Consider the following 25,317-nt stretch of genomic DNA (forward strand, 5'->3'; position numbering starts at 1 on the left):
TCCGGGACGCGCGGCGCAACTTCACGCAGGGTTGGATCGCGCCGCGGACCTTACGGCGAGAAGTACGAGGACACGCTCGACCACACGCCGTCGAGGCGCGAATACGCATCGGGTTGGTTCGGTCCCAGCTGGCCCTTCTTCTTGCACGCCGAGTAACCGCCGTACAGACCGCCGCGCAACTGGTAATCGCCGTTGCCGGCGACGGTGAACAGACCCGAGCCCGACGAACCGCCTTCGGTGACGCCGGCGCTCCACTTGACCTGGGTCAGCGGGCTGCGGCCGTCGAGCGAGGTCGACAGGCTGGTGACCGAACCCAGCGAGTACTTCTTGAGGTCGCCGGCCGGATGGTGGATGCCCTCGATCGACGCCCCGGTCGCGGTCAGCGCGGCGCTGTTCCAGGCGGCGTAGTAGGCGCCGGCCGGCGGCGCGCTCTTGAGCTCCAGCAGCGCGGTATCGCGAGTGGTGTTGGCGTGGCGCAGGTAGGCGCCGCCGGACAGGGTCACCGCCGAAGCGCTGGCGGTGTCGTTGTTGCAGGCGGTGGCGTCGAAGAACCAGTAGGTCTGCAGGCTGTCGGCCTCGGCCTGGGTGCTGATGCAGTGCGCGGCGGTCCAGAACAGCTGGCGCTTGGGCGAGTTGCTGTTGTTGAGCAAGGTGCCGCTGCACAGATAGGAGCTGCCGCCGCTGGTGTAGACCATGCGCGCCACCGCCTTGCTCGCGGCGAGGAAGCCGGCCGACGGATTGACCCGGCAGACGATGTCCTGTTCGCAGGCCTGGCTGGCGCCGACGCCGGTGGCCTTGGCCAGGTCGCGCGAGCTGGCGGCCGGATCCACGTCCAGGTGCGAGAGCTGCGGCACCTTGAGGCTGAAGTCGTCCGCGCGCTGGCCCGGCGCCAGCACGATTTCCACGGTGAGGGTGTCGCCGGCCACGACCGGCGACCAGCCGGTGCCGGCCTGGGCGAAGGCGCGGCCGTCCTCGGCGAACACCCGGCCGTCGTTGCCGGCGAAGCGCAGCGTCACCGCGCCCGCATCGGCCTTGCCGGTCGCGCGCAGTTGCAGGCCGGCGCGCAGCGCCACCGCGTGGGTCGAGGTCAGGCTGAAGCGCGCGCCGCGCGAACCGTCGGGAAGGGTTTCCCAGTTCAAGCCGCCCAGGTCGATGCGGCTGCGGCCGACGTTGCGGGCCAGGCCGACCTGCAGCGGCTGGCCGTGGCGGCCTTGCTCGATGCGCAACTGGCCCAGCGCGGTGACGCTGGCCTGGCTCGGCAAGCCGAGATCGACGCTGCGCACCGTGCCGGCCTTGCCGGAGGTGGCGAAATCGACGGCGCCGAAGGCCTTGGCCAGCGGCGCGGCGGTGACCGGCTCGGCGCCCATTTCATCGGCGGCCGCGGCGAAGGCCAAACCCGACAGACCGGCGAGCAGGGCCAGCGAAAGCAGATTCTTGCGGATCATGAGTGAGCGTCTTCCTGGAGGCGGGTGGGCGGGCCGGGCGTCCCGGCGCCGGTCCGGGGGAACGTGCGAAATGCGCGGGACACAAACGCAAACGCGTCCGCTCCGGCGACTCCCTACCCCGCGCGCCGCGGCGCGCGGGCCGAAACGGTTCAGATGCATGAAATCGCAAAACCCATCGCAACCGCGAAGCGACGCAGTGCGCGCTCGCGCTCATCGCCCGCACCGGCGCGGCGAGCCGCGACGCGCGCCCCATGCACCCTCATCCCCTTTATGCTTCCGCCTCCCCCGCCCCGGACCCGCCCCGTGCCGCATTACTCAGGCCCCTTGCTCACCCGTCCCGACGCCGAGGCCCTGCGCGCCGCGCGCGACGCCGGCCTGGCGAGTTGGAGCGGTTCGCTCGACCTGGGCCGCAGCCAGGGCGAAGCGCGGTTGGCGGCCGACGGCTGGGAGTGGCGCGGCCAGCGCTACCGCTACCCGGACGCGCTCAAGGACCGCACCGTCTACTACTGGGACGGCGAGGACTACGCCGCGGTCTCGCGCTTCGCCGGCTCGCTGATCAAGTTGGTGCCGACGCAATGGGGCGCGCCGACGTTCGAAATCGACGGCATCAAGATGCTGCCGACCGCCAAGACCTCGCCGATCGACGACGCCCGCCGCAAGGTCGGGCTGATCGAAGCGCGCGGCAAGACCGTGCTCGACACCTGCGGCGGCCTGGGCTATTTCGCCGCCTGCTGCCTCGAAGCCGGCGCCGCGCGCATCGAATCGTTCGAGAAGAACGCCAGCGTGCTGTGGCTGCGCACCCTCAACCCGTGGTCGCCCGATCCGGACGCGGCCGACAGCGGCGGACGCCTGCAACTGACCCAAGCCGACGTATCGCAAGCGATCGCCGCCCTGCCCGCGGCCGGATTCGACGCCCTGCTGCACGACCCGCCGCGCTTCGGCATCGCCGGCGAGTTGTACTCGCAGGCCTTCTACGACCAACTCGCGCGCGTGCTGCGCCGCGGCGGCCGGCTGTTCCACTACACCGGCAGCCCGAACAAACTGACCACCGGCCGCGACGTACCGCGCGAAGTCGCCAAGCGGCTGGAGAAGTCCGGGTTCAAGGCGGAGCTGGCGCTGGATGGCGTGCTCGCCGTGAAGCGCTGACCGCACGCGCACGGACGGCGCCGCTGCCTGCGAGACAGCGACGCCAAGCGTCTGCGCGTCGTCAGCGAACCGCTGCGTCGCCGGCCCGAGGGCCGCTCACGGCACTTCGCAACTCCAGATCGAATCGGCCAGCCACAGATTGGCGCGGGTGACATGGCTGTAGACCTCCTTCACCGGCGTCCCGCCTTGCGCCGCGCACTTGCTCGCCGCATCGGCGCGCGCGTCCGCCATCGCGATGCCGGGATCGTAGCTTTGGCCGTGGCCGCTGACGGTGATGGTGGCGGCGGTGGCGGCGATGGGAAGCAACAGGGTCAGGGCGACGGCATGGAACTTGAACTTCATAACGCTCTCCTGGTTTGATCGCCCGGGCATTCGACCTTCACCCGCAGGCGCCGGCCGTGAAAACCGGGTGAGCAAAGCATAAAGCGCAAGCGCGAGTCGCATATCAAACTCGTTGGCACAACATAGGCGCTCAACTGAGGTCGATATACCCGCGATCATTCCGCGCCACCATTGCCGCCCGACCCGTCTGCTAGCATGGCCACGACGTGAGCACGGGAGCCGTCCGATTGAAACTTCGTCCGTCACCTCGCGTACTCGTTCTGGGCTTGGCGATGGCGCTTCAGGCCTGCAGCGCCTCCCATGCCGTCAAGCCGAACGACCCCACGTCCTCCAGCGCCGCGCTTCCTGCGCAGCCATCGCGTCCACCGACTTTCGAAAAAATCCTGCATTGGGCGAAACAAGGCGAGAAGGGTTGGGACCAGATCGCAGCGGGGCTCGCCGCAGTGTTCGACCTCAAACCCCTGCCGGCGAACAGCCGGTACGGCAAGGGACCGCGACGGTTATCCGATAACCGGACCCTGAGCTTCGCCTCGATCAGCCATTCAGCGAAACAGATCGATATAGGCGTCGCCGAAACCACTTGCGTGTCCCCGACCTGGGCTGCCGGCATCCTGGGTGCGGAACTCGACCCGGTCTACCAAGACGCGCACGGCGTCGATCGCGGACAGATATACGACGTCACCGTCAACGGCATGTTCGTGCGGATAAACACCACCCCGGTAACCTATCGCTGCGTCACTGCGGTGCATATCTACCCCGCCGATTAAGGAATCACATGAGCCCGGGCCAAGGACAGAATCGCTCTGGGTCATTGACAGACCACTCCCAGTTCCAGTTGATGCCGCAACGAATACAGGACTGGGTAGCCGCTTCTCCGAACGCCACGACGGCCTTCGTCGAGTTCTTCGAACGCAGGGGTAAATTCGAACCAGTCGACAACGCCGGCCTTCCGTACTACAGGCCGTCCACGACTCCAGCGATCGTCGTCGACGAATCGCAGTGGAATGGTTTGAGGGAACCCGGGGCCTCCGAATACGCCCAACGCCACCTCTTCGGCACCCTCGCCCACGAGATCGGCCACGATCGCTACAACACCGGCAACGTGCTGTTCAAAGGCGGCTCCGCCGACGACTACGTCGGCTATCGCGCACAGTTGGAAGCGCGGGCCATCTTCACCGCTTTCCCGATCTTCAAGGACCTGGAGAACGATCCCGCGTTCGAGAAAGATTTCCCGTTCAACTCCATCGGCTACCTCAACGGCATCGAACTGGCGCCGATGTACAAGCAGTGGCGCTCGGGCGAGCAAAGCGAGGAGGCGATCGTTGCGCGCATCGCCGCCCGCGTGCCGGATACGCGATTCTCTTTAGGCAACCCGCCGCCGGACCTCGACCGCAACGGCGCCGTCACCCACCGCGACGCCTATCTGCGCGATTACCAGCAGTTGATCCGCCAGCGCCCCGAACTAGCCGAGCCCGCCGCTAGGCAAACCCGGCCCGACTCGCCACCGGCGCACCCTCCGGATGCCGCAGACCGCACGATGCTGGAGCAGATCAAGGACGGCAGCCGCAAGGCGCTGCAGGCCGCGGGCCGGCCCATCGATGAAGCGAGCCTGGACCGGCTCGGCCACGCGCTGCTTGCCGAGTGCAAGGACAGCCGCGACCGCTATCCCACCGCGCAAAACTACTCATACGCATCCAACGCTTTGAACCGCATCGATCACGTGGTGCTGAGCAAGGACGGCCAGAACCTGTTCGCCGTCGAAGGCCGCCTCGACGACCCATCGCACAAGCGGGCCGTGGTCGACGTCGCCGATGCCATGCAGACCCCGGTCGCGCAATCGGACCTTAAGTTGGCCGCGGCGCAGGGGCATATCGTGGCCGAACAGGCACAGTCGCAGCAGGCGCCTGCGCGCACTACCGAGCAACCTGCGCAAGCAACGGCGGCGCGCTGAAGTTTGAAACGACGAGATCCGGGCAACCGGCGCGATGCCTGATCCTCCCAAACGCACCCACGGCGATCATCCCGGCCTGTCTGCCCGCTTCAATCCTTCCCCTCGCCCGGCGGATCCTCGCCCGGCAGCGGCTGATGCCCCACGCCCGGCGGCAGATCCGCGTTCTGCACGTGCTTGCGCTTCACGCCCTCGCCTTTCGGCGGATCTTCCCCGGGCAAGGGCTGATGCCCCTGGCCGTGCGGCGGCTTGCCGTTCTGCGGCGAAGCCGCGCTCGTGCGGTCGTCCTTGCGGTCGTCGGAGTGCGTGCCCATCGCTGGGTCCTCCCGTAGCGGGCCGGCGCGGTGCGCGTCGGATATCCCACGTTGCGGTCTGCGCAGTTAAGGTGCGGTCCAACCGAGTCGCCTGCAGCGTTCACAAAAGGCGAACGTCGTGCCTGCAATCACCCATCCTGCGAACTTTAACGGGGACGGGAGCGGCTTGCGCGACCGACGCGTTCGCGTTTTCGCCCGGCCTGGAACACGTCCGATCGCGACCGCGCTGCTGCTCGCGCTCTGATCGGCCGCGGGAACACCCCGGGAACGGGCCGGCCTTTATCCCCGACCCGCCCGGACCACTACGGCACAGGCCACAGTTTCACCGCGATCTTGGCCAACTCCGCCGAACGCGCTTCCACATGGGAGAACTTGAACGAACTCATGGCGCCCAGTTCCTGGGTCAGCTTGATGGACGAAGCCTTGTACGCCGCCCGCTTTTGATGAACGGATTGTTCGACGCGGTGATGTTCAAAACGCCGGCGAAAATCGTCAGGTTTCCGATGCGGGAGACGTACTTCGGATGCTTCGCCTCCGCCCGCTCGCCCAGATACTCGACCCAGTCGCCGAATTCCTTCTTCGCGCTCTTGCTGGATATCTTCTGCGGAATGATGTGCTCGACCTCGACCGCATCGGCCCCCAACACATGCATTTCCTCGTGCTGGCCGTGCCTGTCCATCTCGATACGCTCCAGGCAATAGCGCGCCCGATCGATGATGTTGGACGTGTACGTGGCCGCGGCGAAGTCGTCGCGAAACCGGTCGTCGGCCGGGCATGCGTCGCGATAGGCTTCGCGGATATCGCCCAGGGGATCCTTCGGATCGATCGAGCACAACTTGGCGAACAGCGCCTCGGTTTCGTTGGCGCGCTCCTTGTACACGTGCCGGCGCAGCACGAAGCTCTCGGTAAGCTTGAGCACCTCCACGAAGCGCTTCGCATCGATTCCGCCCACCCGCAAATGCATCAACAATCCGTGGGTCTGGGCGGCCTTGATCATCTTCAGGTTGCGCAGATGGCGGTCGATGCGCTTGTCGCCCGTATGCGTCCGCACGATCTCGCCATAGGCCTTGGCGCAACCGACCAGGCGCAGCAAGAAGTCGCTGAAACTGATGCTGGCCGCGTGTTCGCGCTCGATGATCTCGCTCTTGCCGTCGGCGTTCGCGGCCGCACCGCCTTCGTCGGAGTCCTCGTCTTCGTCGTCGGAATACAAATGCCGGTCCGGCAGCTTTTCCGCCTCGAACACTTCATTCATGAACAACCATTTGAACTCGCCGACCACCTCGGATTTGGTCACTCTCTGCTTCAACTGCACGATCAGGAAATAGCGAAAGAACGCGTCCGAATCCGCGCCGTCCAGATGCGACACCAACTTGGCCCAGCTGCCGCGCGCCTCCTGGAGCTCGGCCGCGCCGAATCTCGCCGCATTGCCGAGCACGAAGTTCTTGATGATGTCGGTCGGGCTCAGCTTCAGCCCGCGGTTGTTGATCGTTTCGAACAGCTTGAACGCATCCTTAGCCTCGCCCACGTCCAGACGAATGATCAGCGCCTGGTTCTGCAGCTTGTACAGAAAGCCCGCGACCTCGTCGGCGGTCAACGTCGCCAACCAGCCACGAACGAACTTGAATGCGTTGACCAACTGCCTGTTGCGAAAGCCCTCGTCCTCCGCAGCCCCCGCGGCCTTCAGCAGCCGCTCGAACTCCTCCGCATCCAGCGAGTCCAGCTGCACCTTGCGCATCGGCTCCTTGCCCAACGCCTTCGCGGTCAGCATGCGCGACAGTTCCGCCACAAGGTCGGCATCGTCTTCTTGCTGCACCCGCTGCCTGATGCATTCCAGCAGGATCGTGATCGTGGTCAGGCGCTGTTGTCCGTCCACCAGTTCGAGCTGATTCACCCCCGCCGTATGCTGCCCGGTCAGGCACACGATGCTGCCCAGCAAATGCGTATCGACGTTTTCGGTCAGGTAGATGTCTTCGATGAGTTCGTCGATCTGGCGTTCGCGCCACGAATAACGCCGCTGGTACGCAGGAATGACGAACTGCTCGTTCATCGAGCTGAAAAGCTGATTGAGACTGAGTGCGTTCGGAGTGATCTTCATCGTCGTCCTTGGTTTCACTAGAGCCGGCCTAAAACCAGGCCATTCGGGGGACGCGCGCGGGCTCAAGCGCGACCGACGATGGCATTCGTCGGCGCGCCGCCCACAAGAACAAACTCACGAAATCCCCGCCGGCATCATACGAGAGATTCCGCGCATCGGCCGCTCTCGCGCGGCCCCTCCGAAGCGGGGCCCGGCCGGCCCAAGCGCCGGACCACGAATCCGCTCGGCTCACCACACCTCGCAGCGCTGCTCCTCCGCCCGCACCATCGCATCGCCGGCCTTGCACTGGAACGCCTGCTGGAACGCCGGCAGGTTCGACAGCGGGCCGTTGACGCGGTACTTGGCGATCGGATGCGGGTCGCCCTGGATCATCGTGCGCTGGGTCTCCAGCCGGGTCTCGTCGCCGCGGAACTGGCCCCAGGCGATGAAGAACTGCTGCTCCGGGGTGAAGCCGTCCAGGGTCGGCTCCGGCCCCTTGCCCTCGCGCGACTTCAGATAGGCGCGGTACGCGATCTTGGCGCCGGCCAGATCGCCGATGGATTCGCCCAGCACCAGCTTGCCGTTATGGTGCACGCCCGGCTCGATGAAATAGCCCTCGAACTGGTCGACCACGCACTGGCCCTTGGCCGCGAACTGCTTGCCGTCGGCCGGCGTCCACCAGTTCGCCAGGCGGCCCTGGGCGTCGAACTGCGCGCCCTGGTCGTCGAAGCCGTGGCTGATCTCATGGCCGATGATCACGCCGATGGCGCCGTAGTTGACCGCGTCGGTCGCGTTCACGTCGAACGCCGGCGGCTGCAGGATGCCGGCCGGGAACACGATCTCGTTCTGCAGCGGGTTGTAGTAGGCGTTCGAAGTCGGCGGGGTCATGCCCCAACGGCTGCGGTCGGTCGGTTTGCCGACCTGGCCGCGGTTGTCGGCGACGTTCCAGCGCGAAGTCGCCACCAGATTGGCCCAGGCCGACTCGCGCGACACCGCCACGCCCTGGTAATCCTTGAACTTGTCCGGATAGCCGAGCTTGGCGACGAAGGTGGAGCGCTTCTCCAGCGCCTTTTGCTTGGTCGCCGCGTCCATCCAGTCCAGCTCGCGGATGGTGTCGTCCATCGCCGCGAGGATGTTCTTGACCATCTCCTGCATGCGCGCCTTGGCTTCGGGCGGGAAGTATTTCTCCACGTATTTCTGCCCCAGCGCTTCGCCGAGCTGGGCGTCGGTGAGCTCGGCGCAGCGCTTCCAGCGCGGCTTCATCTCGGTCGCGCCGGTGAGGAACTTGCCGTTGAAGGCGAAGTTCTCCTCCACGAACGGCTGCGACAGCGAATCGGCGGCGGCGTTGAGCACGTGCCATTGCAGATAGGCCTTCCACTGCGCCACCGGCGCGGTCGCCAGTTCTTTCTCGAACTGGCGCAGGAACTTGGGCTGGGTCACGTTGACCGCATCGCGCGGCAGCTGCGCGGCGTCGAAATAGCGGCCCCAGTCGAAGCCCGGCGCGAGCTTGGCCAGGCCGGCGAACGGGGTCGGGTTGTCCTGCAGCTTGGGGTCGCGCAGTTGCACGTTGTCGAGCGAGGCCTCGGCCAGGCGCTTCTCGAAGTCGAACACGGTCTGCGCGTCGCGCTGGGCCTGTTCGGCCGGCGTGCCGGCCAGTTCGAACATCTTCGCCACGTGCGCGAGGTACTTGGCGCGCGCCTCGACGAAGCGCGGCTCGGGCTTGAGGTAGTAGTCGCGGTCGGGCATGCCCAGCCCGCTGGCGTAGATATGGGCGATGGTCTTGGACGGCTCGCGCAGGTCTTCGCCGGCCGACAGCGCGAACGGCGCGGCGATGCCGGCATCGTGCAGCTTGCCGATCTCGCGCTGGACGCCCGCGCGATCCTTGAGCGCACCGATCTCGTCCAGCCACGGCCGCACCGGCTTGGCGCCGAGCGCGTTCACCCGCGACTCGTCCATGCATGCGGCGTAGAAATCGCCGGCCAGCTGCCCGGCGCTGCCCTTGGCCCAGTCCTGCCGCGCCGACAGTTCGCCCAGGATGTCGCGCACCCGCTCCTTGTTGAGCTCGCCGGCCTGCCAGCGCCGGCTCCAGCGGTCCATGTAATCCGGAATCGGGTTCTGCTGGCGCCAGGCGCCGTTGGCGTAGTCGAAGAAATCGTTGCAGGCATTGCCCTGGCGGTTGAGATCGCCGGGCTGGATGCCGTGCAAGCCGCCGGCGGTGGCGGTGGTCGCGGCCGACAGGACGAACAAAGCGAGGAACGGCAGGCGGGACTTGGACACGGCACTTCCCTCATGCAGCGGCGTGGATGGTGCGGCCACTATAGCCACGGCCCGGTGCCGGTCCCGTCCCATAAGTCCTGCCCGCCACGCGGTTGACGCTGCGCCGGGCGCTGTCGAGAATCCCGCGACCGACGGCGAGCGCCGCCGCAACACGAGCGCGGCACCGGCATGACGCCCGTCGACCTCCTCGAACGCTGGCAACGCGCCTACCCGGACGTCCCGCCGGTGGGCTTCCTCTGCCGCCGCGCCCTGCCCGAGCGCTGGGTGCGCACCCACAGCCTGGCCGACGCCCAGCGCTATCCGGATACGCCGCAGCAACTGGCGCAAGCACTGCAACGCTACAACGCCACCGCCGCGCACGTCCTTGGCGAGGACCGCGACTGCCTGCTGTTCGTCGCCCGCTTCGGCGCGGACACCCGCTTGCGCGACGACGAAGCCGTGCAACTGCGCGCAGCGCGGCCCGTGCACGTGCTCGGCCACGGCCGCGGCGACGACGCAATCCAGGTGTTCGCCGCGCCCGTGCGCTGGCGCAGCGGCGCGTTCGATCCGCTGCTGGCCGGCATCGCCGAGCAAGGCACCGGTTCCACGCTGTTCTTCGATCCCGCCGGCGGCGGCGCGTTCGCGCCCTACGACGGCGGCGCCGATCACTTTCTCGCCTCGCCCGAACAGGCCGCGCGGATGAAGACGCGCTTCGCCGCGTGGCTGTCGCGCAGGCCCGACGGCTTGTGACCGCCGCGGCGTCGGCCGCGGGCTTCGGCTGACGCACTTCGCGCACTCAGGCCCGGCAGCGGCCGACGTGAGCCGCGAAAGCGCGAGCGCCGACGCCGGAAAGCCACCCACCTTGCCATGTTTCCCCGCGCCGGCGAACGCGCCGAGGCAGCGACGGCGCAGCCAAGGCGTGTGCGCGATCCAGGTTTCCGCAACAAAAACACCGCCGCCGCACGCATCGGCGAAACCGTGATGGGCCGCCATCCGGGCCCGCCGGCGCCTGCCTACTCTCGGCCCGGGCCGTTGCGCCGGCCCCATCGCTCCCATCGCCGCGAAGCCCGTTCAGCGCGCCGCTTCGCAGGACGCCACTTCCCTTCCCAGGACCCTCTCATGCGTTCCATCGCCCACTCCCGTCCCACGCTCCTGCTCCGCGCCCTGCTGCCGTGCCTGGCGCTCGCCGCGATCCCCGCCGTCGCCGCGGCCGCCTCGCCGTCGAACCCGACCGCGCCGCAGGTGCTGCTGCCCAAGCCGATCAAGACCCAGCTCGGCCGCTACGACTCGCGCGAATTCATCGAAGTCAAATTCGTCGACGACAGCCGCGTCAGCCTGCACGGCAGCCGCCTGAGCTCGGCCAAGTTCGGCCGCCTGGCCGCGCTGGAAGGCCTCACCGGCGGCGCCGGCCCGGTCGCCGCGCTGGAGCCGCTGTTCCGCGCCGACGCCGCCACGCTGCAAGCGCTGGCCAAGAGCGCGCAGACCGCGGACTCGCAACCCGACCTGAGCCAATGGTTCCGCCTGCGGGTCAAGCCCGGCCAGGACATCGCCCGCGTCATCGACGAACTCAACGCCATGAGCATCGTCGAAACCGCCTACGCCGCGCCGCTGCCGGTCGCACCGCCGGCCTCGCCCGCGTACCACGACTTCCAGACCTACAAGCTGCCGGCGGCGCAGAGCGGCATCGACAGCGATTACGCCCGCACCGTGGCCGGCGGCAACGGCGCCGGCATCCGCGTGCTCGATGTCGAATACAGCTGGAACACCAACCACGAAGACCTGTCCAAGCTGCGCCTGGCCGGCGCGCGCATCAACAACGGCACGCCCAGCGATCCGTTCAACGACAACAACCACGGCACCGCGGTGATGGGCCAACTGGTAGCCGACAACAACGGCATCGGCGTCACCGGCCTGGTCGACGGCGCCAGCGCGCACGTCACCAACGCGATGAACACCGAGCGCGGCTACGACCCGGCCAACGCCATCCTCACCGCCGCCAACGCGCTGCGCGCGGGCGATGTGATCCTGATCGAGCAGCAGGCCGCCGGCCCGAGCGCGTGCAACGGCTACGTGCCGACCGAATGGATTCCGTCGGTGCATGCCGCCATCATCACAGCGACCAACAAGGGCATCCACGTGGTCCAGGCCGGCGGCAACGGCAACATGAACCTCGACAACACCGCCTGCTTCGGCTCGCCGTTCCCCGGCGGCCGCGCCGACTCCGGCGCGATCATCGTCGGCGCCGGCGGGCCGCGTTCGATCATCTGGTGCAGCGACAGCGTCGCCGAGCGCGCCAAGCAACCGTTCTCCAGCTACGGCTCGCGCGTCAACGTCCAGGCCTGGGGCCGCTGCGTCACCACCACCGGCTACGGCAACCTCTACAACGGCGGCGTCAACGCCTACTACACCAAGACCTTCTCCGGCACCTCCAGCGCCTCGCCGATCGTCGCCGCGGCGGTGGTCGCGCTGTCGGGCATCGCCAAGCAGCGCGGCATCACCCTGACCCCGCGGCAGATGCGCGACCTGCTCAAGAACACCGGCACGCCGCAGGCCGGCGGCGGCGGCAACATCGGTCCGCTGCCGAACCTGCGCGCGGCGATCGCGCAGTTGGGCACGCTGTGATTCGTCCGCGGGCGAAGGAGCGATTCCTTCGCCCGCGGTTCGCGCGGGCCCGGTCGCAGCCGCCCCCGCGCCGAGCGATCACGGTCGCTCACCGTCATTGACCTTGCCGCGCGCGGCCCTGCCCGGCGGACCACCGCCGCTTCACCGCATCGGCCCGCGCACGATCCTTCCGGCGAATCCGCCGCGCGCTGCGCATCGGCGCGCATCCGCGCAACCTGTCGCTGCCGCGCTGCGCGGATCGCGCGGCCGTCTTCGCATCCGGCTTCGCCTTCGCATCGGTGGGTTTGCGAGCGGCGCCGCGCAGCCGCGCCGGGCCGGTCGCCGCATCGCCGCCCTTGCACCGCGATCCGCCGCAACGCGGCCGGATCGGCGGTGCAATCGCGTTAGCGATTGCGGTGCCCAGCGCAATATCCACTCCGAGGATCGCCCGTCATGGAATCGCCGATCGAGCCCGACCGCAGCCGCAGTTCCGAGTGCAGCATCGCCATCGCCGACACCGTCGCGACGGCCGAGGACGACGAAACGCCCGGCGCCGCGCCTGCGCCCGCCCCCGCGGCGCGCGGCCAGGTCGTGCTCGACGTCGCCGAACTGCGACGGCTACGGCAAGACCGTTTGCTGAGTCAGCAAGATCTTGCCGACGATTGCTGGCGCCGCAACATCCGCGTCTCCATCGCTACGATAAAACGCGCCGAATCCGGCCGCGCGGTGCGCTTCCGCATCGCCCACGAACTGGCCCGCTGCTTCGGCGTGCCGGTGGCGCGCCTGCTTCGCGCCGCGTCGTGAGCGCGCGCACGCGACGCGTCCGCGAACTGATACCCCGCTGAGCCCGAACTGAGCCCACGCACAGCGCGGACGATGCGAATACTGCCGATGCAGCGCGGCCAGCCACACCGCCGCCGCGCGCAACGCGAGTAACGGCCGCGCACCGCGGCCGCCGCATCGTCCCGTCACCACGCCCATACAAAGGAAGCCCATGACCACCTCGGTCAACATCACCAAGTGCGACAACGAGCTGTACGTCATCGCCACCACCGGCGCCGGCACCTCGGAGATCTGCCACATCACCTCCGGCTACTTCGATCCGGTGGCCTACCAGGTGAAGCTCAACTCGATCCTGCCGGCCGGCAGCTACGACCTGACCCTGATCGGCATCAACTGGGGCGGCCCGGCGGCGTTCAGCGTCAACGTCGGCGGCAAGGACTACACCTACAACAACCAGAGCGCCCCGGTCGGCGTGGTCTGGACGCAGACGATCCAGGTCAAGATCTAAGCACGCGCGCCGCATCCGCCAGACTGCGCAAACAGGCCCGCCGGGACATCGGCGGGCCTTTGCGTTTCACTACCTGCGGCGCCCGTGCGCATTGCAGGCATCACGTTTTTTCCCACGGCTTCAGCTTGCGCTAAGCCCACAACGCGACCTCGCAGCAACGCGTCGAAGGACTCCCGATGCGCATCACTTTTCGCGCTTGATGTTCATTCTTTTCATGTGCACACCTGCCATTTCGCGGATATCCAAAATCCACGAAAACGTCTCAATTCATGGGTAGGGGCGCTTTGTCCGGGTGCCGTTCTAAACAGTGCGGCACGACTTCGCGCACCGAATGCAAGCGCGAGCCAAAGACCTCAACCAGGCCTGCCGCGATCACTGTTCGCATCCTTCCCTTCCCGTTTGAGGAGTTATCGGATATGCGCAAGTTCAGTATGTCGGTCCTCGCCGTCGCCGCCGCCATGGTCGTATCGGGTTCGGCGCTCGCCGCCGACGACCTCGCTCCCGCGCTGAAGAGCGCGATGAAGCGCGATCTCGGCCTGACCGACAAGCAACTGGCTCAGTACCTCACCACCGAACGCCTCGCCACCGAACAAGAAAAGGGCCTGGCCAAGCAGCTCGGCGACAACTACGCCGGCGCGTGGCTGGAGCGCAAGGCCGACGGTTCGTTCGGCTTCGTCGCCGCCAGCACCTCGGTCAGCAAGGCCAAGACCCTGACCGGCATCGAGACCCGCCAGGCGCGTCACAGCCTGAAGGCGCTCGACACCGCCAAGGGCCAGCTCGACAACCTGCTCGCGCGCAGCGCCAAGGTGCCGAAGGGCGTGTACAGCTGGTCGGTCGACCTGCCGAGCAACAGCGTCGTCGTCGGCGTCGCCCCGGGCGCGCAGGCCACCGGCGAAGACTTCGTCGCCCGCAGCGGCCTCGACGCCAGCGTCGTCCGCTTCGAGACCATGAACGAAGCGCCGCAGCGCCGCATCGCCATCCAGGGCGGCCGCGGCATGCTGCGCAACCCGGGCGACGGCTACCTGTACGCCTGCTCGGTCGGCTTCCCGGTCACCAAGGGCAGCACCCTCGGCTACGCCACCGCCGGCCACTGCGGCGACGTCGGCGAAATCGTCTATCAGGAAAACGGCCAGTGGAACCCGGGCGTGCGCGTCGGCACCTTCGCCGCCTCGTCGATGCCCAGCGGCACCGGCACCGGCCCGGACCGCGGCTGGGTGAAGGTCGACAGCAACCACACCCTGTCGGCCAGCGTCTACGGCTACGGCAGCGGCGACGTCACCGTGAAGGGCAGCACCGAAGCCGCCGTCGGCGCCGCGCTGTGCCGCTCCGGCCGCACCTCCGGCTGGCACTGCGGCGCCATCCGCACCAAGAACATGACCGTCTCCTACGTCGACGACAACGGCAACCCCGACGGCACCGTCACCGGCCTGACCCGCACCAGCGCGTGCGCCGAAGGCGGCGACTCGGGCGGCTCGTTCATCACCAGCGTCGGCCAGGCCCAGGGCGTGCTGTCGGGTGGTAGCGGCAGCTGCTCGGGCAGCCAGGGCAATCCGGGGGGCGGCAATAGCTACTACACGCCGATCAAGCCGATTTTGAGTGCGTATGGGTTGACGTTGAAGACCAATCCGTAATTCGATCTCGACAACTGCACAAGAAAAGCGCCCCGGTCACTCGGGGCGCTTTTTTTACTTACGGAATTACCACGAACCAAGCCTTAAATCAGCAAACTGCACGCTGCAATGCCCATCCTCTTGCCTCTACCTGTTGACCGAGCGAAAGTCCGTCTGGATGCTGTGCTCAACAGCTCACGCGCCCGATGCTGCTGCTTCAATAGGTTCACAGCGCTTCGCAAGCTTTCGACATGGACCGTCACATGCCCGACACGCCCCTACACCCGCATCCTGGCTTCGCTCTGATTCGAAATGCGTACGCTGATTCATTGCATCGCGACCTCGCAATCATCAATGACGCAGTGCGCAGCGAGCTTGGTCCGCTGCTCCCCGGGGGACTCTCCTGGCAAGAGAAGCGAAAGCCGAGCGTGCCCGCCTCTCGAAAACACTCGATCGACGAACCGCTTCCCCAAGAGACAGACAACGTGAGACTGAAACATCTGACCGCTGCGACCGCCATTGCTGCGCTTGGGCTGTCCGCTTGCCAGCAAGAGAATGCCGTCGGAACGGACAAGCCGCCATTGAGCGCCCCTGTCCGTACCGAACAGATTGCTCAGGCTACGACGAGCGACATGCAAGCCGTAGCCGCCTTGTTCGCCAGCGAAAAAGGCGGCGACTGGGGTGCGTATTCCTCGCTGTCCGAAGTGAACTGGACCGACCCTACACCTCAGGAAACCATCAAAGGCCGTTACTCCCGCAGCGGAAGAATCCTGCTCAAGGGCTTCTCGATCAAAGACATCCCCAATGGAAGGCCTGGAACGGAATACGCCACCGCCAAGAAAAATGAGGGCGAATCGACGATCAGCATCAGCGGCTCGCTAAGCGGCGTCGAATCCGTCTCGATCAGCAAACCGCTCTATTCGGACGACTATCTTGAAATCCTCAAGAATCAGTTCGGCGCCTCCAACGTTTCGATCATCGCGGCCAAATGCCCCGCTCCGGACTACCAAGAGGGCGCGGGAGATGGCGCGTTCTTCGAAGCCGTCCTTGCGGACAAGCGCCAAGTGTTCATCCAAGCAAGCCAGCAGGACGGCGGAAAGTACACCGGTGGTTTCACCGTGTTCGATTTGGCTCGCACTCGGCCATCGGAGGCTATCGCTGCAATGAACTGCATTCAGATCAAGTAACGAAACGCAAGGAGCAAGGTCGTGGCAGGGACACGCAGACAGGAACGAGCCGTGCTGACAGCCAATCAGTACGCGCAAGGCGATATCGAAGGACTCAGCGACTACGGAACACGGCGACTTGTCGCGTCGACCGTGCTCACAGAAAGCAATGGCGGCGACCTGGCCATCACCAACGGCGCTGGTTACATCGGGCGTTATCAGGCAGGCGCAACTTGGCTGGCCGACGCAGGCTACGTCGATACGACCAAGTTGCGTGCCGCAATGAGCAACTGACGCCAACTTGTCGGTGAAAGCATTGCAGGAAAACCTGCAGCTTGTCGGGGCCGCGGACGCAAGGGGCAGATCCCTCCAGCCCGACGGAGATTACGGAAGCAACACCTGGGAAGCGGTGGCCCGCTTCAGCCGCGACCGCGCCCCCATGCCGCCCCCCGCCCCTCCCACGCCACCGGCACACCTCGGAGGCTTCTGGGACGCCGCCTCACACCGCGGAGCCAACTTTCGACACATCAAAATTGTTATTCCCGTCTCAAATCGACATAAAAACCATGGTCATCACAGGTAGGGGGCTCCCGATCCACCGCCGTTCTATCCAGTACGGCAAGCCAGAACGCTCCCCCAGCCAGCCGATCGAACGCCAACCCGACTGACGCGTCCCGGCCTGCCGCATTGCAGTTCCCTTTCCTATTCAAGGAGCTTTCGGAATGCGCAAGATCCGTCTTTCGGTCCTCGCCGCTGCAGTCGCCCTGACCGCCTCCGGCGCCGCCCTCGCCGCCGACGACCTGCCCGCCGGCCTCAAGACCGCCATGCAGCGCGACCTCGGCCTGTCCGGCAACGAACTGGCCCAGTACCTCAAGGCCGAGCGCCTCGCCGCCGCGCAGGAAAAGACCGTCGAAAAACAACTCGGCCGCAACTTCGCCGGCGCCTGGCTGGAGCGTAAGGCCGACGGCTCCTTCGGCTTCGTCGCCGCCACCACCTCGAGCAAGGCCGCCAAGGCTGCCGCCGGGGTCGAAACCCGCCAAGCGCGCCACAGCCTGGCCGCGCTCAACGCCGCCAAGGGCCAGCTCGACAGCCAGTTGGCGCGCAATGGCAAGGCGCCCAAGGGCGTGTACAGCTGGGCCGTCGACCTGCCGAGCAACAGCGTCGTCGTCGGCGTGGCTCCGGGCAGCGAAGACGCCGCGGTCGACTTCGTCGCCCTCAGCGGACTCGACAGCACCGCCGTGCGCTTCGAGACCCTCGCCGAAGCCCCGCGCCGCCTCAACAACATCCAGGGCGGCCGCGGCTACCTGCGCAACCCGGGCGACGGCTACCTGTACGCCTGCTCGGTCGGCTTCTCGGTGACCAAGGGCACCACCCCGGGCTTCGCCACCGCGGGCCACTGCGGCGACACCGGCGAAGTGGTCTACAACGAAGACTCGCAATGGACCCCGGGCGCTCGCCTGGGCGCGTTCGCCGCCTCGAGCATGCCCGACGGCAACCAGACCGGCCCCGACCGCGGCTGGGTGCAGGTCGACAGCAACCACACCCTGCTCGCCAGCGTCTACGGCTACGGCAACGGCGACGTGGCCGTGCGCGGCAGCACCGAAGGCGCCGTCGGCGCCGCCCTGTGCCGCTCCGGCCGCACCAGCGGCTGGCGCTGCGGCGCGATCCGCACCAAGAACGTCACCGTGTCCTACGTCGACGACAACAACCAACCCGACGGCACCGTGACCGGCCTGACCCAGACCACCGCCTGCGCCGAAGGCGGCGACTCGGGCGGCTCGTACATCACCAGCGCCGGCCAGGCGCAGGGCGTGCTGTCGGGCGGCAGCGGCAGCTGCAAGGGCAAGCAGGGGCGCACGGGGGGCGGCAACAGCTACTTCACGCCGATCAATTCGATCTTGTCGGCGTATTCGTTGACGTTGAAGACCAGCCCGTAAGCGGACAGACCCACGAAACGCCGAGCGCCCCGGGAAACCGGGGCGCTTTTTATTTGCCGCCACTGCCGCGCACTGCAAGCAAAGACGCACCGCCCCGAAGCCCCTGTAGGAGCGGCGCAAGCCGCGACCGCGCCGCAACCGCTCGCGACGAAAGCCCCGCCGCAGTTGCCTTGCCGCGGTCGCGGCTTGCGCCGCTCCTACAGTCGGCAGCCGGATAGCGTGTTGGCCAATGAGCGATCCAGGCTCGGCCGACGAAGCGTGATCTCCAAGCCCTCAACCCGCGCGACGCTTCCGCCCCTGGCGACGTGCCGCCCCCGTCGCAGGCGAATTCCAGCTACCGCCGCGCCATCGCATTTGCTTCGTCCATCGCGGCACACCGACATCCGCGTCAGACAATCGCTCGCCCCGCATCAGCGAGCCATACGCCGCCACTCCGAAAAGCAACGCGTACAGCCAACTCATTACGCCGACAGTGGATTTCGCATCCACCTTCACCCCGACCCACACCGACAACAACGCCCCTGCCGCCATCAAGAAGTAGCCCCCGAGCCAAAAGCGCCGCTCCCATAAGCGGACACGCGGCGAATAGTGCCGGCGGTAGCGCCAGAACAACTCACCCGTCGCCTCATCCAAATCGATCAAGCGCCAGGCGAAGGCCACATCGGACAAAGCGCGCGTCGCCTGCGGCTGGGCGATCAAATGCCGAATCAACGGCACCGGCAGGTTCTCGCCGAACAGATGCCGCACCGCAACCTGCACCCACAAGCTGTCGGCCTTGTCGGCCTTGGCCCAAAGATCGAGGAAGTCCTTGCGGTCTTGACTGCGCGAGCGGTGCAGGCCGTAAACGCCCTTGGTGAGGTAAAGACCGGCGATGATCATCGCCATCGGCACCAACAGGAACGAACCCAGCTCCTTCAAGTACGTCGCGAACATGCAAGCCCTCCCAGGCCGTTCCGAGGCGTTCGCCTCGCGATAAAACAGCGAGGGCGCCGCAGCGCCCTCACCCTTGTCTATTCTCAGCGCTTCTGATCGTTCGGCGGATGCGGATCGTTCCCGTAGCTATCGCTGTCCTGAATCTTCCCATCGCGCCCATGGATGACGAGTTCGACCTCGTCCTTGCGGGCCAGATCGCGCCCGGCCTCTTCGGCATCGGCCTTGCGCTCGTGCACAGAACTGGCCCGCTCGGCGCCTTCGCGCTTCACGGCCCAGCCGTCGATATGGGGTACGACGTGGATGTCTCGCTTCGACATAGTCCTTTGTCCTATCGGGTTCGCGCGCTGATCGCGCCGGCCGACGCTAGCACCGAGGAATCGGCCTGCCAGGGCAATTACGCAATCCCTGTGCCACCGCGTGCCGCGTCTTCAGAGAAACGAGACAACGCGCAAAGCCAGGCCACCGGCCCCGGATCTCACCGACTAAACGGGCATCGTAAAAGCGCCCAAGACTCCCAGCGGTTCTGGCCGCGCCCTACTCCCACCCACTTGCCCGCCGGCCCGGCCCGATGCGCTCGGGGCCAGGCAGAATGCTCGCCCAGCCGAGCAGATTGCTCGCGTCATGGAGCTCGAAAGCGCTTGCTCCGAGCTGCGCCCTCGGACGACCGAGCAAAGTTCCTGGCCCGCAAAGTCTTTTGCCTGAACCACCGAGCCCGATGCTGCCTCCATGAAGCCGTCTGCTCGGGCGACCGAGCATGCCGCGGCATCGGGCAAGCTTTTCGCTCGGCTGCCCGAGCAAATTGCTCTATCGATAAAGCAATTTGCTCGGTCGGCAGAGCCCGCCGCAGCAAACATTCCCCCTCCCCCACCCGCCCCCACCGGTTCGGCCACTCGACCGGCGCCATGGGCCCGCTGGGCAAAAAAATGCCGCCCGAAGGCGGCAGAAACACCACGAAGCCCCAGACCTAGCCGCCCGACATACCGGCTCACGCCGGCGGCGTCGCCGACTCCCGGCGGCCCCGCGCCCAGCGCGCCGACATTTCCTTGCGCAGCCCGTCCAGGCCTTGATTCTTACCGGCCACCTTGAGCAGCCCATACGCCTCCAGCGAGAACGCCATGATGTCGGCGCCCAGCGCCAACTCCGTATCGTCGCCGCGCTCGGCCAAGCGCTGCAGGCGGTCGAGCAGCGGGCTCAGGCGGTCGAGCGTGCGCAGGTCCAGCAACGCCCCGGCCAAATCCACGCTGGGCGGCACCACCTGCGGGTTCTGCTCCAACACCCGCACCGCCTGCCGGCAGAACGTCTCGGACTTCGGGCCCATCTTGGCAAGCCGACGGCGATCGTCCGGCGACAGCGAGACCAGCCCGGACAGCACCGACTCCAACTGGGACAAGGCTTCGTGGGCCGCAGCGAGCTGCTCGTCGCTGACATCGAGGGTGATCAGGTTTTGACTCATCGCGAATCTCCGTTTCGATTTGGACGCTCGTCGGTTTGACGGCGAGCGGCATCGTCGTGGAGGGGGCGCGCGATGGGGAGTCGGTGAGCGCCGCGTTGCGGGGTCGGGGATTTCTTGGGTTAAAACGTGTGCGGAAAGGCACATGCGGTTTGCGTGTGCAGAGAGTGCATATCCGCGGTATGTTCGCGGCGGATCACAGAGGGCGCATGCGCGCAGCACGATAGCCTCGCGTACGGCGAAAGCGCTGCCGGTGGCTGCGCGCCCGCTGTAAGGCCGTGTATCAATCAGAGTAGAACGAAGACCCAGCCCCTCTACGGTCCAGTTGGTTCGATAACCTCGGCGACCTGATCCAAGTCGTCGGCGAAGCGGTCGAAGCAGCGGGCCAGCGCTCGCGCCGACAAATAGATCACGTCGGGCCCGGCCTCGGCTTGGGGCTCAGTGAGCTGAGCGAGCATACGAAGGTGATCACGGATCTCGGCTAGGGCCTCGTAGGCGGCTGAGGGTATTAGGTAGGCATGGGGCTTGGTGACCGACGGGCGGTGTCCATTTTTCATTTCATTCCTGCTCCATTTCAGCTTGGAGCAACACTACAACCAGATAAAAAGTATTCAAAATTAGAATATCTACCCACACGAGCCAAAACTCTCACAAATCCACAACCAACCAGAAAGGACTACCCCAAGCAACCACCTTCATTTATATTCATTATTAAACAGCAACATTTTTCACAGCCGAAGCGATTATGTAATTCAAACGAGAGCACTTCGAGAAATAATCCAGGACATAGTTTCTCTCAGCCGGCTTAAGGGTTCTCGACCCCACGGCAGAAGCCCAAGAGAGCCAATCCGAAGATCCGGTCTTCAAATATTCCGCCCTAATCTCCTTAAAGCCAAATTTTTGAACAGGAATCTCCAGGATTTTCGCCCTCGCCACTTTATGATCAGCAGTCAACTCAAACAACCTGCTGAGCACGTCGCCAAAAATAGCCGTACCCTCTAGATTCTCCTCGACAATTACACCAAGCCAGAACAACTGGTATTCCAGCAAATTTCTTTCGCCCCCAAGGAAATCTAATATTATCCGCGCAAGCGCCTCCTTGTCTCCGATCTGCCCACTAATAGCATAAATATGCTTATATATATTCGGAAACTTAGACAGCAAAGAGGGGAGATAAGCAACAACACTGTCACTATGAGCCCGCAAAATACTCAAAATTAAATCCGCATCCGACTCCTCTAACGAATCATCTTTTAGAAAAGTCAACAAAGTTTCAACCTGATCGCCCGAGAGGTTTCGCTCCACCTCCACAAGTCCCGACACCACTTCCACTCCGGATGGCGTATCCAAGTACTCTTCAATTTCAACAACCTCCATCAAACTTTTCTTAATCTCGGAAACAGCGCCAGAAACATCAGCCCCCATGTTATCCAGCCCCGTTTTTGATGGATTTACATTCAGCGAGAACCCACCCAGCAACTGCTGAATCTTAATAAAATCCTGAAACAATACAGACTCAGAATCATCAAACAGATAGAAATCATCCATAAATCTGACAGTTTGCGCACACCTAACCTGCGCAGACAGCTCTATGAATTTCAAGAACTCATTCCCAATCATCTTAGCTGGATATATTCCTTGCGGCAAAAAGTCCACACTACGTCCCGCGCCAATCTCCCTGAAGAATCGACCAGCATATTCAGAGTCCTTTGCAGAAACGCTATCCTTAGACTCAAACCAGTGAGCCAAATCATGGTGATAGATAGAGTTGAAATACGAAGCAATGTCAAAGCGCAGCACATGCTTGTATTCAGCCCGCTTCTCTGTCAAAGCTTTTCTAAAATCCCTATAAGCTGCATTGATTGATACCGGCCCTCCTTTTTCAAACCTGTATCCAAAGGACAGCCTCTTGTCACTCACATGCCTTCTAAATATCGATCTATTCCTGAAAACAACATCGTAGATGAAATATTCAGCGACTGGGTCAAGTTTGACCGTTCGCCGAAGATGCCCTCTCGGCTTCGTCGCGTAGACTCTCTGTTGAGGAATAAAATTATCCTCATCTCCCGGACCAAGAACCCTCTGATAGATGTACTCAGAAAGCCCCGCCTCATAATTCTCAACAACTACTAAATTGGTTTTTAATGGATAAAGAGCCGACCAATAGTCATTTTTAATAAAGCTGGCCGCATTTGTTACCGCCCCACCCTTGTTAAATAGCTTGCTTAGAATGCGCATCACAGCCCCTTAATTAATAACTATCGACAACAACCCTTGCTGCACCTAGAACGAAGAAAAGAAGAAGCAACGGCCACAAATAACGGCCCCAAGCCACTCAGGTCAATCGCCAACCCCCCCCTTCCACGCCTAGCACATTATGCATCGCCATGTTCGGCGCCATCGGCGTCTCCACAGTATCTGCGGTGTATATGCAATCGACTATGTCCCAGCCGGCGCGGATCTGCATGCCTACTTTCGTCAGTTGCTCGCAGCCGCAGAGGATGACGATGAAGTAGCGGATCGGCGGCAGCGGCGCGGTGCGTAACTCGTTGAGCCAGTACAGGATGCTCAGCGTTGCCAACAAGTCTTGCTTGCCGGTTACAGCGCGTGACCCCAGACGGTGGCGCCACTGTCGAGTTCGCACAACAACGTGGACGGCAGGTCGGCGCCATGGGCGAAGTCCGGGTGGCAGTCGGGGCGTTCGACACTGAGTAGCGACAAGCGCAAAGGCTTGGTGCGCATCCGGCCGCGCGGGGCCGAGCAGCCAATGGCGCGGCTGCGATAACCCGCACAATGAAACGAGCGATCGCCGCTCCGCGGCGACGACCTCAACGCATTCGTCTCGGCCATCCGCCCCCCTTCCCTGTGATCGGCGGCGGGACCGACTGGAGCCCGCGGCCAAGCGTGTCGTTGGCCTAACTTACCGCGTGCGGCCGCAGCCGCACGGGTAATGTCAAAGTTCTCGCGATTTGTAACGCCCGCACGACGGAATTGGCTCACCGCGGCGGGTAATCAGCCACGCCAGTTAGCGTGCGCACTCCAAAACTCAACGCTGCGCCGATACGCCTCGCGATCCAGCTCAACCCCCGACCCGCCCTCCTCCACACCGAGCGCGTTCCGCATCATCGTAATCGGCGCCATCGGCGTTTCCATCGGCTCGGCGGTGTACATGCAGCCGACCACGCCCCAGTCGGCGTCGGTGTGGGTGCCTTCTTTCGCCAGCTGTTCGCGGCTGTAGAGGATCGCGATCAGGTACTCCGCCACCGGCGGGTCGATGTTTTCGAACCAGCGCGTCAGTACGGGCAGTTCGTCTTTCGTGCGCGCGTCGTAGCCGCTGCGCAACAGGTGCCGGTTCTCGTCGGTGATCGGCACGGCCAGACACCGCGTGCTAGTCCAGTTGCGATGCACATGCAGCTTGCAGAACGGCGCATACCCATCGAGCACCATCAGCGGCGGCACTTCGTTGAGGTGGCGCTCGAATTCTTCGGCGGTGATGTCCTGGATGGTGTTGCGGCGCGGTTCGCGCGGGAACAGGCGCGGGCGGGCGAAGTCGGTGAGGATGATGGTCATGGGGGGGATTATTCCGACGTCGCGGGCGTCGGGGAATGGGTACGGCGTATGGGGCGGCCGGGGGACAGCGGTGCCGATGGTCCCAGCCCGAAACGACAAAGCCCCGCCGGAGCGGGGCCTGGTGGGGCGGCCGGCCGGGCCGGCGCTCAGGGCAAGGTGTCGGAGGAGATCCAGGTGTTGACGGCGGTGCAGCGGCCTTGGGCGTCGACGCGGAACAGGAGGTAGTGGTAGGCGCCGATGGATTGCACGGTGGCGATCATGCCGGCGTCGGTGGTGTCGCAGATCAGGCGCCGGCCTTGGGCGTTGACGGCGTCGCATTGGGCGTAGCGCACGGTGTGGGTGGCGTCGGGCGAGTTGAGGCTGCAGCCGATGTACTGGACGGTGTCGGCGCTGCGACGGGCGGACAGCATCGAGGCCGCAGCCGCGAGACCGCGATGGGCCGCCGTCCGCAACGCTCCGCGTTGCAGGTTGGCGCCCCGCTCCTTCACTCGGAATCCGGCCGCGATCCGGTTCATCGTTTCGCGTGGCGGCTGTCGCTGCGCCTAAGCGGGGGCGAGTTCCTGCGCCAACCCGATCAAGATGCCCTCCGGTCCGCGGATGTAACACAGCCGGTACACGTCCTGGTAATCGACCACTTCGCCGACCACTTGCGCGCCGTGCGGCCGCAGCCGCTCCAACGTATCGGCAAGGTCATCCACCGCGAACATCACCCGCAGGTAGCCCAGCGCGTTGACTGGGGCGTTGCGGTGGTCGGCGATCACCTTCGGTTCGATGAAACGCGACAGTTCGAGGCGGCTGTGGCCATCGGGCGTGCGCATCATCGCGATCTCGACGCGCTGGTCGCCCAGGCCGGTGATGCGGCCGGCCCATTCGCCTTCCACCATCGCCCGGCCTTCGAGTTCCAGGCCGAGTTCGCGAAAGAATTCGACCGCGGCGCCGAGGTCTTCGACGACGATGCCTACGTTGTCCATCCGCTTGAGTGCCATCGCTGCAGTTCTCCGGGATGTCGCCGCCGCAATCCACTCGCCTCAGGCGGCTTCAAAAAAAGCAGGTGTATGTAAGCGCAGCGGACTCTTGATCAAGCAGCGTGGCGTTTAAGGCGGCGCACGTCAATTAATCCGGTGAAGTAGCAATCATAAGGATCTGCCCTTTAATTAAGCAGCAGAATTACGAAGTGCCGGACATCCCGAATTGTGCCGTTAACGCGCGACCCAAGCAGCTTTGGCGATCGACG

27 protein-coding genes are annotated in these 25,317 nt (G+C 65.1%); 11 read left to right on the plus strand and 16 right to left on the minus strand.

What is annotated here, in order from left to right:
* Positions 1–50: 50 nt before the first annotated feature.
* On the minus strand, positions 51–1,445 hold the full coding sequence (locus JHW41_RS15225; protein ID WP_250443093.1) for a trypsin-like peptidase domain-containing protein: 1,395 nt from the start codon (positions 1,443–1,445) through the stop codon (positions 51–53).
* 303 nt (positions 1,446–1,748) lie between these two features.
* Between JHW41_RS15225 and JHW41_RS15230 the strand changes: the two genes are divergently transcribed.
* Positions 1,749–2,591: a class I SAM-dependent methyltransferase gene (locus JHW41_RS15230; RefSeq protein WP_250443095.1), complete on the plus strand. Its 843-nt coding sequence runs from the start codon at positions 1,749–1,751 to the stop codon at positions 2,589–2,591.
* 96 nt (positions 2,592–2,687) lie between these two features.
* On the opposite strand, the gene JHW41_RS15235 is transcribed toward JHW41_RS15230, so the two are convergent.
* Complete coding sequence (locus JHW41_RS15235) at positions 2,688–2,933, minus strand: hypothetical protein (protein ID WP_078997005.1); 246 nt, start codon at positions 2,931–2,933, stop codon at positions 2,688–2,690.
* Positions 2,934–3,160: 227 nt separating this feature from the next.
* Here JHW41_RS15235 and JHW41_RS15240 point away from each other — a divergent pair, with 227 nt between their 5' ends.
* Positions 3,161–3,700, plus strand: a complete 540-nt coding sequence (locus JHW41_RS15240; RefSeq protein ID WP_250443097.1) for a hypothetical protein — start codon at positions 3,161–3,163, stop codon at positions 3,698–3,700.
* Positions 3,701–3,708: 8 nt separating this feature from the next.
* Positions 3,709–4,884, plus strand: a complete 1,176-nt coding sequence (locus tag JHW41_RS15245) for an XVIPCD domain-containing protein (protein WP_250443099.1) — start codon at positions 3,709–3,711, stop codon at positions 4,882–4,884.
* An 89-nt stretch (positions 4,885–4,973) separates the two neighbouring features.
* Here the strand turns inward: JHW41_RS15245 and JHW41_RS15250 are convergent, their stop codons facing one another.
* The 3 genes from JHW41_RS15250 to JHW41_RS15260 form a co-directional block, all read right to left on the minus strand.
* A complete protein-coding gene (locus JHW41_RS15250; RefSeq protein WP_250443102.1) occupies positions 4,974–5,195 on the minus strand; it encodes a hypothetical protein in 222 nt (73 codons plus the stop codon).
* Positions 5,196–5,598: 403 nt separating this feature from the next.
* Complete coding sequence (locus JHW41_RS15255) at positions 5,599–7,290, minus strand: DUF262 domain-containing protein (RefSeq protein ID WP_250443105.1); 1,692 nt, start codon at positions 7,288–7,290, stop codon at positions 5,599–5,601.
* Positions 7,291–7,518: 228 nt separating this feature from the next.
* On the minus strand, positions 7,519–9,546 hold the full coding sequence (locus tag JHW41_RS15260) for a M13 family metallopeptidase (protein WP_250443108.1): 2,028 nt from the start codon (positions 9,544–9,546) through the stop codon (positions 7,519–7,521).
* A 168-nt stretch (positions 9,547–9,714) separates the two neighbouring features.
* Here JHW41_RS15260 and JHW41_RS15265 point away from each other — a divergent pair, with 168 nt between their 5' ends.
* Both JHW41_RS15265 and JHW41_RS15270 read left to right on the plus strand, forming a co-directional pair.
* Positions 9,715–10,275, plus strand: coding sequence for a DUF3885 domain-containing protein (locus JHW41_RS15265; protein WP_250443110.1), 561 nt, complete (start codon positions 9,715–9,717; stop codon positions 10,273–10,275).
* Between the two features lie 369 nt (positions 10,276–10,644).
* Positions 10,645–12,147, plus strand: coding sequence for a S8 family serine peptidase (locus JHW41_RS15270; protein WP_250443113.1), 1,503 nt, complete (start codon positions 10,645–10,647; stop codon positions 12,145–12,147).
* A 94-nt stretch (positions 12,148–12,241) separates the two neighbouring features.
* Here JHW41_RS15270 and JHW41_RS15275 read toward each other — a convergent pair whose 3' ends face one another.
* Entirely contained in the window at positions 12,242–12,562 is a 321-nt protein-coding gene (locus JHW41_RS15275) for a hypothetical protein (RefSeq protein ID WP_250443115.1), read from the minus strand.
* 17 nt (positions 12,563–12,579) lie between these two features.
* Here JHW41_RS15275 and JHW41_RS15280 point away from each other — a divergent pair, with 17 nt between their 5' ends.
* The 6 genes from JHW41_RS15280 to JHW41_RS15305 all read left to right on the plus strand — a co-directional run bounded on the left by JHW41_RS15280 (position 12,580) and on the right by JHW41_RS15305 (position 18,130).
* A complete protein-coding gene (locus JHW41_RS15280; RefSeq protein WP_250443118.1) occupies positions 12,580–12,930 on the plus strand; it encodes a helix-turn-helix domain-containing protein in 351 nt (116 codons plus the stop codon).
* Between the two features lie 190 nt (positions 12,931–13,120).
* Entirely contained in the window at positions 13,121–13,417 is a 297-nt protein-coding gene (locus tag JHW41_RS15285) for a hypothetical protein (protein ID WP_250443121.1), read from the plus strand.
* 416 nt (positions 13,418–13,833) lie between these two features.
* Positions 13,834–15,048 carry a S1 family peptidase gene (locus JHW41_RS15290; RefSeq protein WP_057947194.1) on the plus strand — a complete coding sequence of 405 codons (1,215 nt, stop codon included), beginning with the start codon at positions 13,834–13,836 and terminating at the stop codon, positions 15,046–15,048.
* A gap of 242 nt (positions 15,049–15,290) precedes the next feature.
* A complete protein-coding gene (locus JHW41_RS15295) occupies positions 15,291–16,214 on the plus strand; it encodes a hypothetical protein (protein ID WP_250443124.1) in 924 nt (307 codons plus the stop codon).
* A 51-nt stretch (positions 16,215–16,265) separates the two neighbouring features.
* Positions 16,266–16,487, plus strand: coding sequence for a hypothetical protein (locus tag JHW41_RS15300; RefSeq protein ID WP_250443127.1), 222 nt, complete (start codon positions 16,266–16,268; stop codon positions 16,485–16,487).
* Between the two features lie 428 nt (positions 16,488–16,915).
* The gene (locus JHW41_RS15305) at positions 16,916–18,130 is read left to right on the plus strand and encodes a S1 family peptidase (RefSeq protein ID WP_250443131.1); all 1,215 of its coding nucleotides are present in this window, start codon (positions 16,916–16,918) and stop codon (positions 18,128–18,130) included.
* A gap of 273 nt (positions 18,131–18,403) precedes the next feature.
* Here JHW41_RS15305 and JHW41_RS15310 read toward each other — a convergent pair whose 3' ends face one another.
* The 10 genes from JHW41_RS15310 to JHW41_RS15345 all read right to left on the minus strand — a co-directional run bounded on the left by JHW41_RS15310 (position 18,404) and on the right by JHW41_RS15345 (position 25,069).
* A complete protein-coding gene (locus JHW41_RS15310) occupies positions 18,404–19,063 on the minus strand; it encodes a hypothetical protein (RefSeq protein ID WP_250443134.1) in 660 nt (219 codons plus the stop codon).
* An 83-nt stretch (positions 19,064–19,146) separates the two neighbouring features.
* A complete protein-coding gene (locus JHW41_RS15315; protein WP_250443137.1) occupies positions 19,147–19,380 on the minus strand; it encodes a DUF2188 domain-containing protein in 234 nt (77 codons plus the stop codon).
* 668 nt (positions 19,381–20,048) lie between these two features.
* Entirely contained in the window at positions 20,049–20,516 is a 468-nt protein-coding gene (locus tag JHW41_RS15320; RefSeq protein WP_250443140.1) for a hypothetical protein, read from the minus strand.
* Between the two features lie 311 nt (positions 20,517–20,827).
* Positions 20,828–21,070, minus strand: coding sequence for an XAC0095 family protein (locus JHW41_RS27125; protein WP_428995378.1), 243 nt, complete (start codon positions 21,068–21,070; stop codon positions 20,828–20,830).
* Positions 21,071–21,224: 154 nt separating this feature from the next.
* Positions 21,225–22,751, minus strand: coding sequence for an antiviral reverse transcriptase Drt5 (drt5, locus tag JHW41_RS15325; protein ID WP_250443142.1), 1,527 nt, complete (start codon positions 22,749–22,751; stop codon positions 21,225–21,227).
* Positions 22,752–22,848: 97 nt separating this feature from the next.
* Positions 22,849–23,094 carry a hypothetical protein gene (locus JHW41_RS15330; protein ID WP_250443145.1) on the minus strand — a complete coding sequence of 82 codons (246 nt, stop codon included), beginning with the start codon at positions 23,092–23,094 and terminating at the stop codon, positions 22,849–22,851.
* Positions 23,095–23,111: 17 nt separating this feature from the next.
* The gene (locus tag JHW41_RS25985) at positions 23,112–23,234 is read right to left on the minus strand and encodes a hypothetical protein (protein WP_284499501.1); all 123 of its coding nucleotides are present in this window, start codon (positions 23,232–23,234) and stop codon (positions 23,112–23,114) included.
* A 291-nt stretch (positions 23,235–23,525) separates the two neighbouring features.
* A complete protein-coding gene (locus JHW41_RS15335; RefSeq protein ID WP_250443146.1) occupies positions 23,526–24,083 on the minus strand; it encodes a DUF3228 family protein in 558 nt (185 codons plus the stop codon).
* Positions 24,084–24,229: 146 nt separating this feature from the next.
* Positions 24,230–24,493 (minus strand): hypothetical protein, encoded by a 264-nt coding sequence (locus tag JHW41_RS15340; protein WP_250443149.1) that lies wholly within the window; start codon positions 24,491–24,493, stop codon positions 24,230–24,232.
* A gap of 132 nt (positions 24,494–24,625) precedes the next feature.
* On the minus strand, positions 24,626–25,069 hold the full coding sequence (locus JHW41_RS15345; protein WP_250443152.1) for a VOC family protein: 444 nt from the start codon (positions 25,067–25,069) through the stop codon (positions 24,626–24,628).
* Positions 25,070–25,317 lie beyond the last annotated feature (248 nt).

The sequence above is a fragment of the Lysobacter enzymogenes genome (genome assembly GCF_023617245.1).
Classification (GTDB): Bacteria; Pseudomonadota; Gammaproteobacteria; order Xanthomonadales; family Xanthomonadaceae; genus Lysobacter; species Lysobacter yananisis.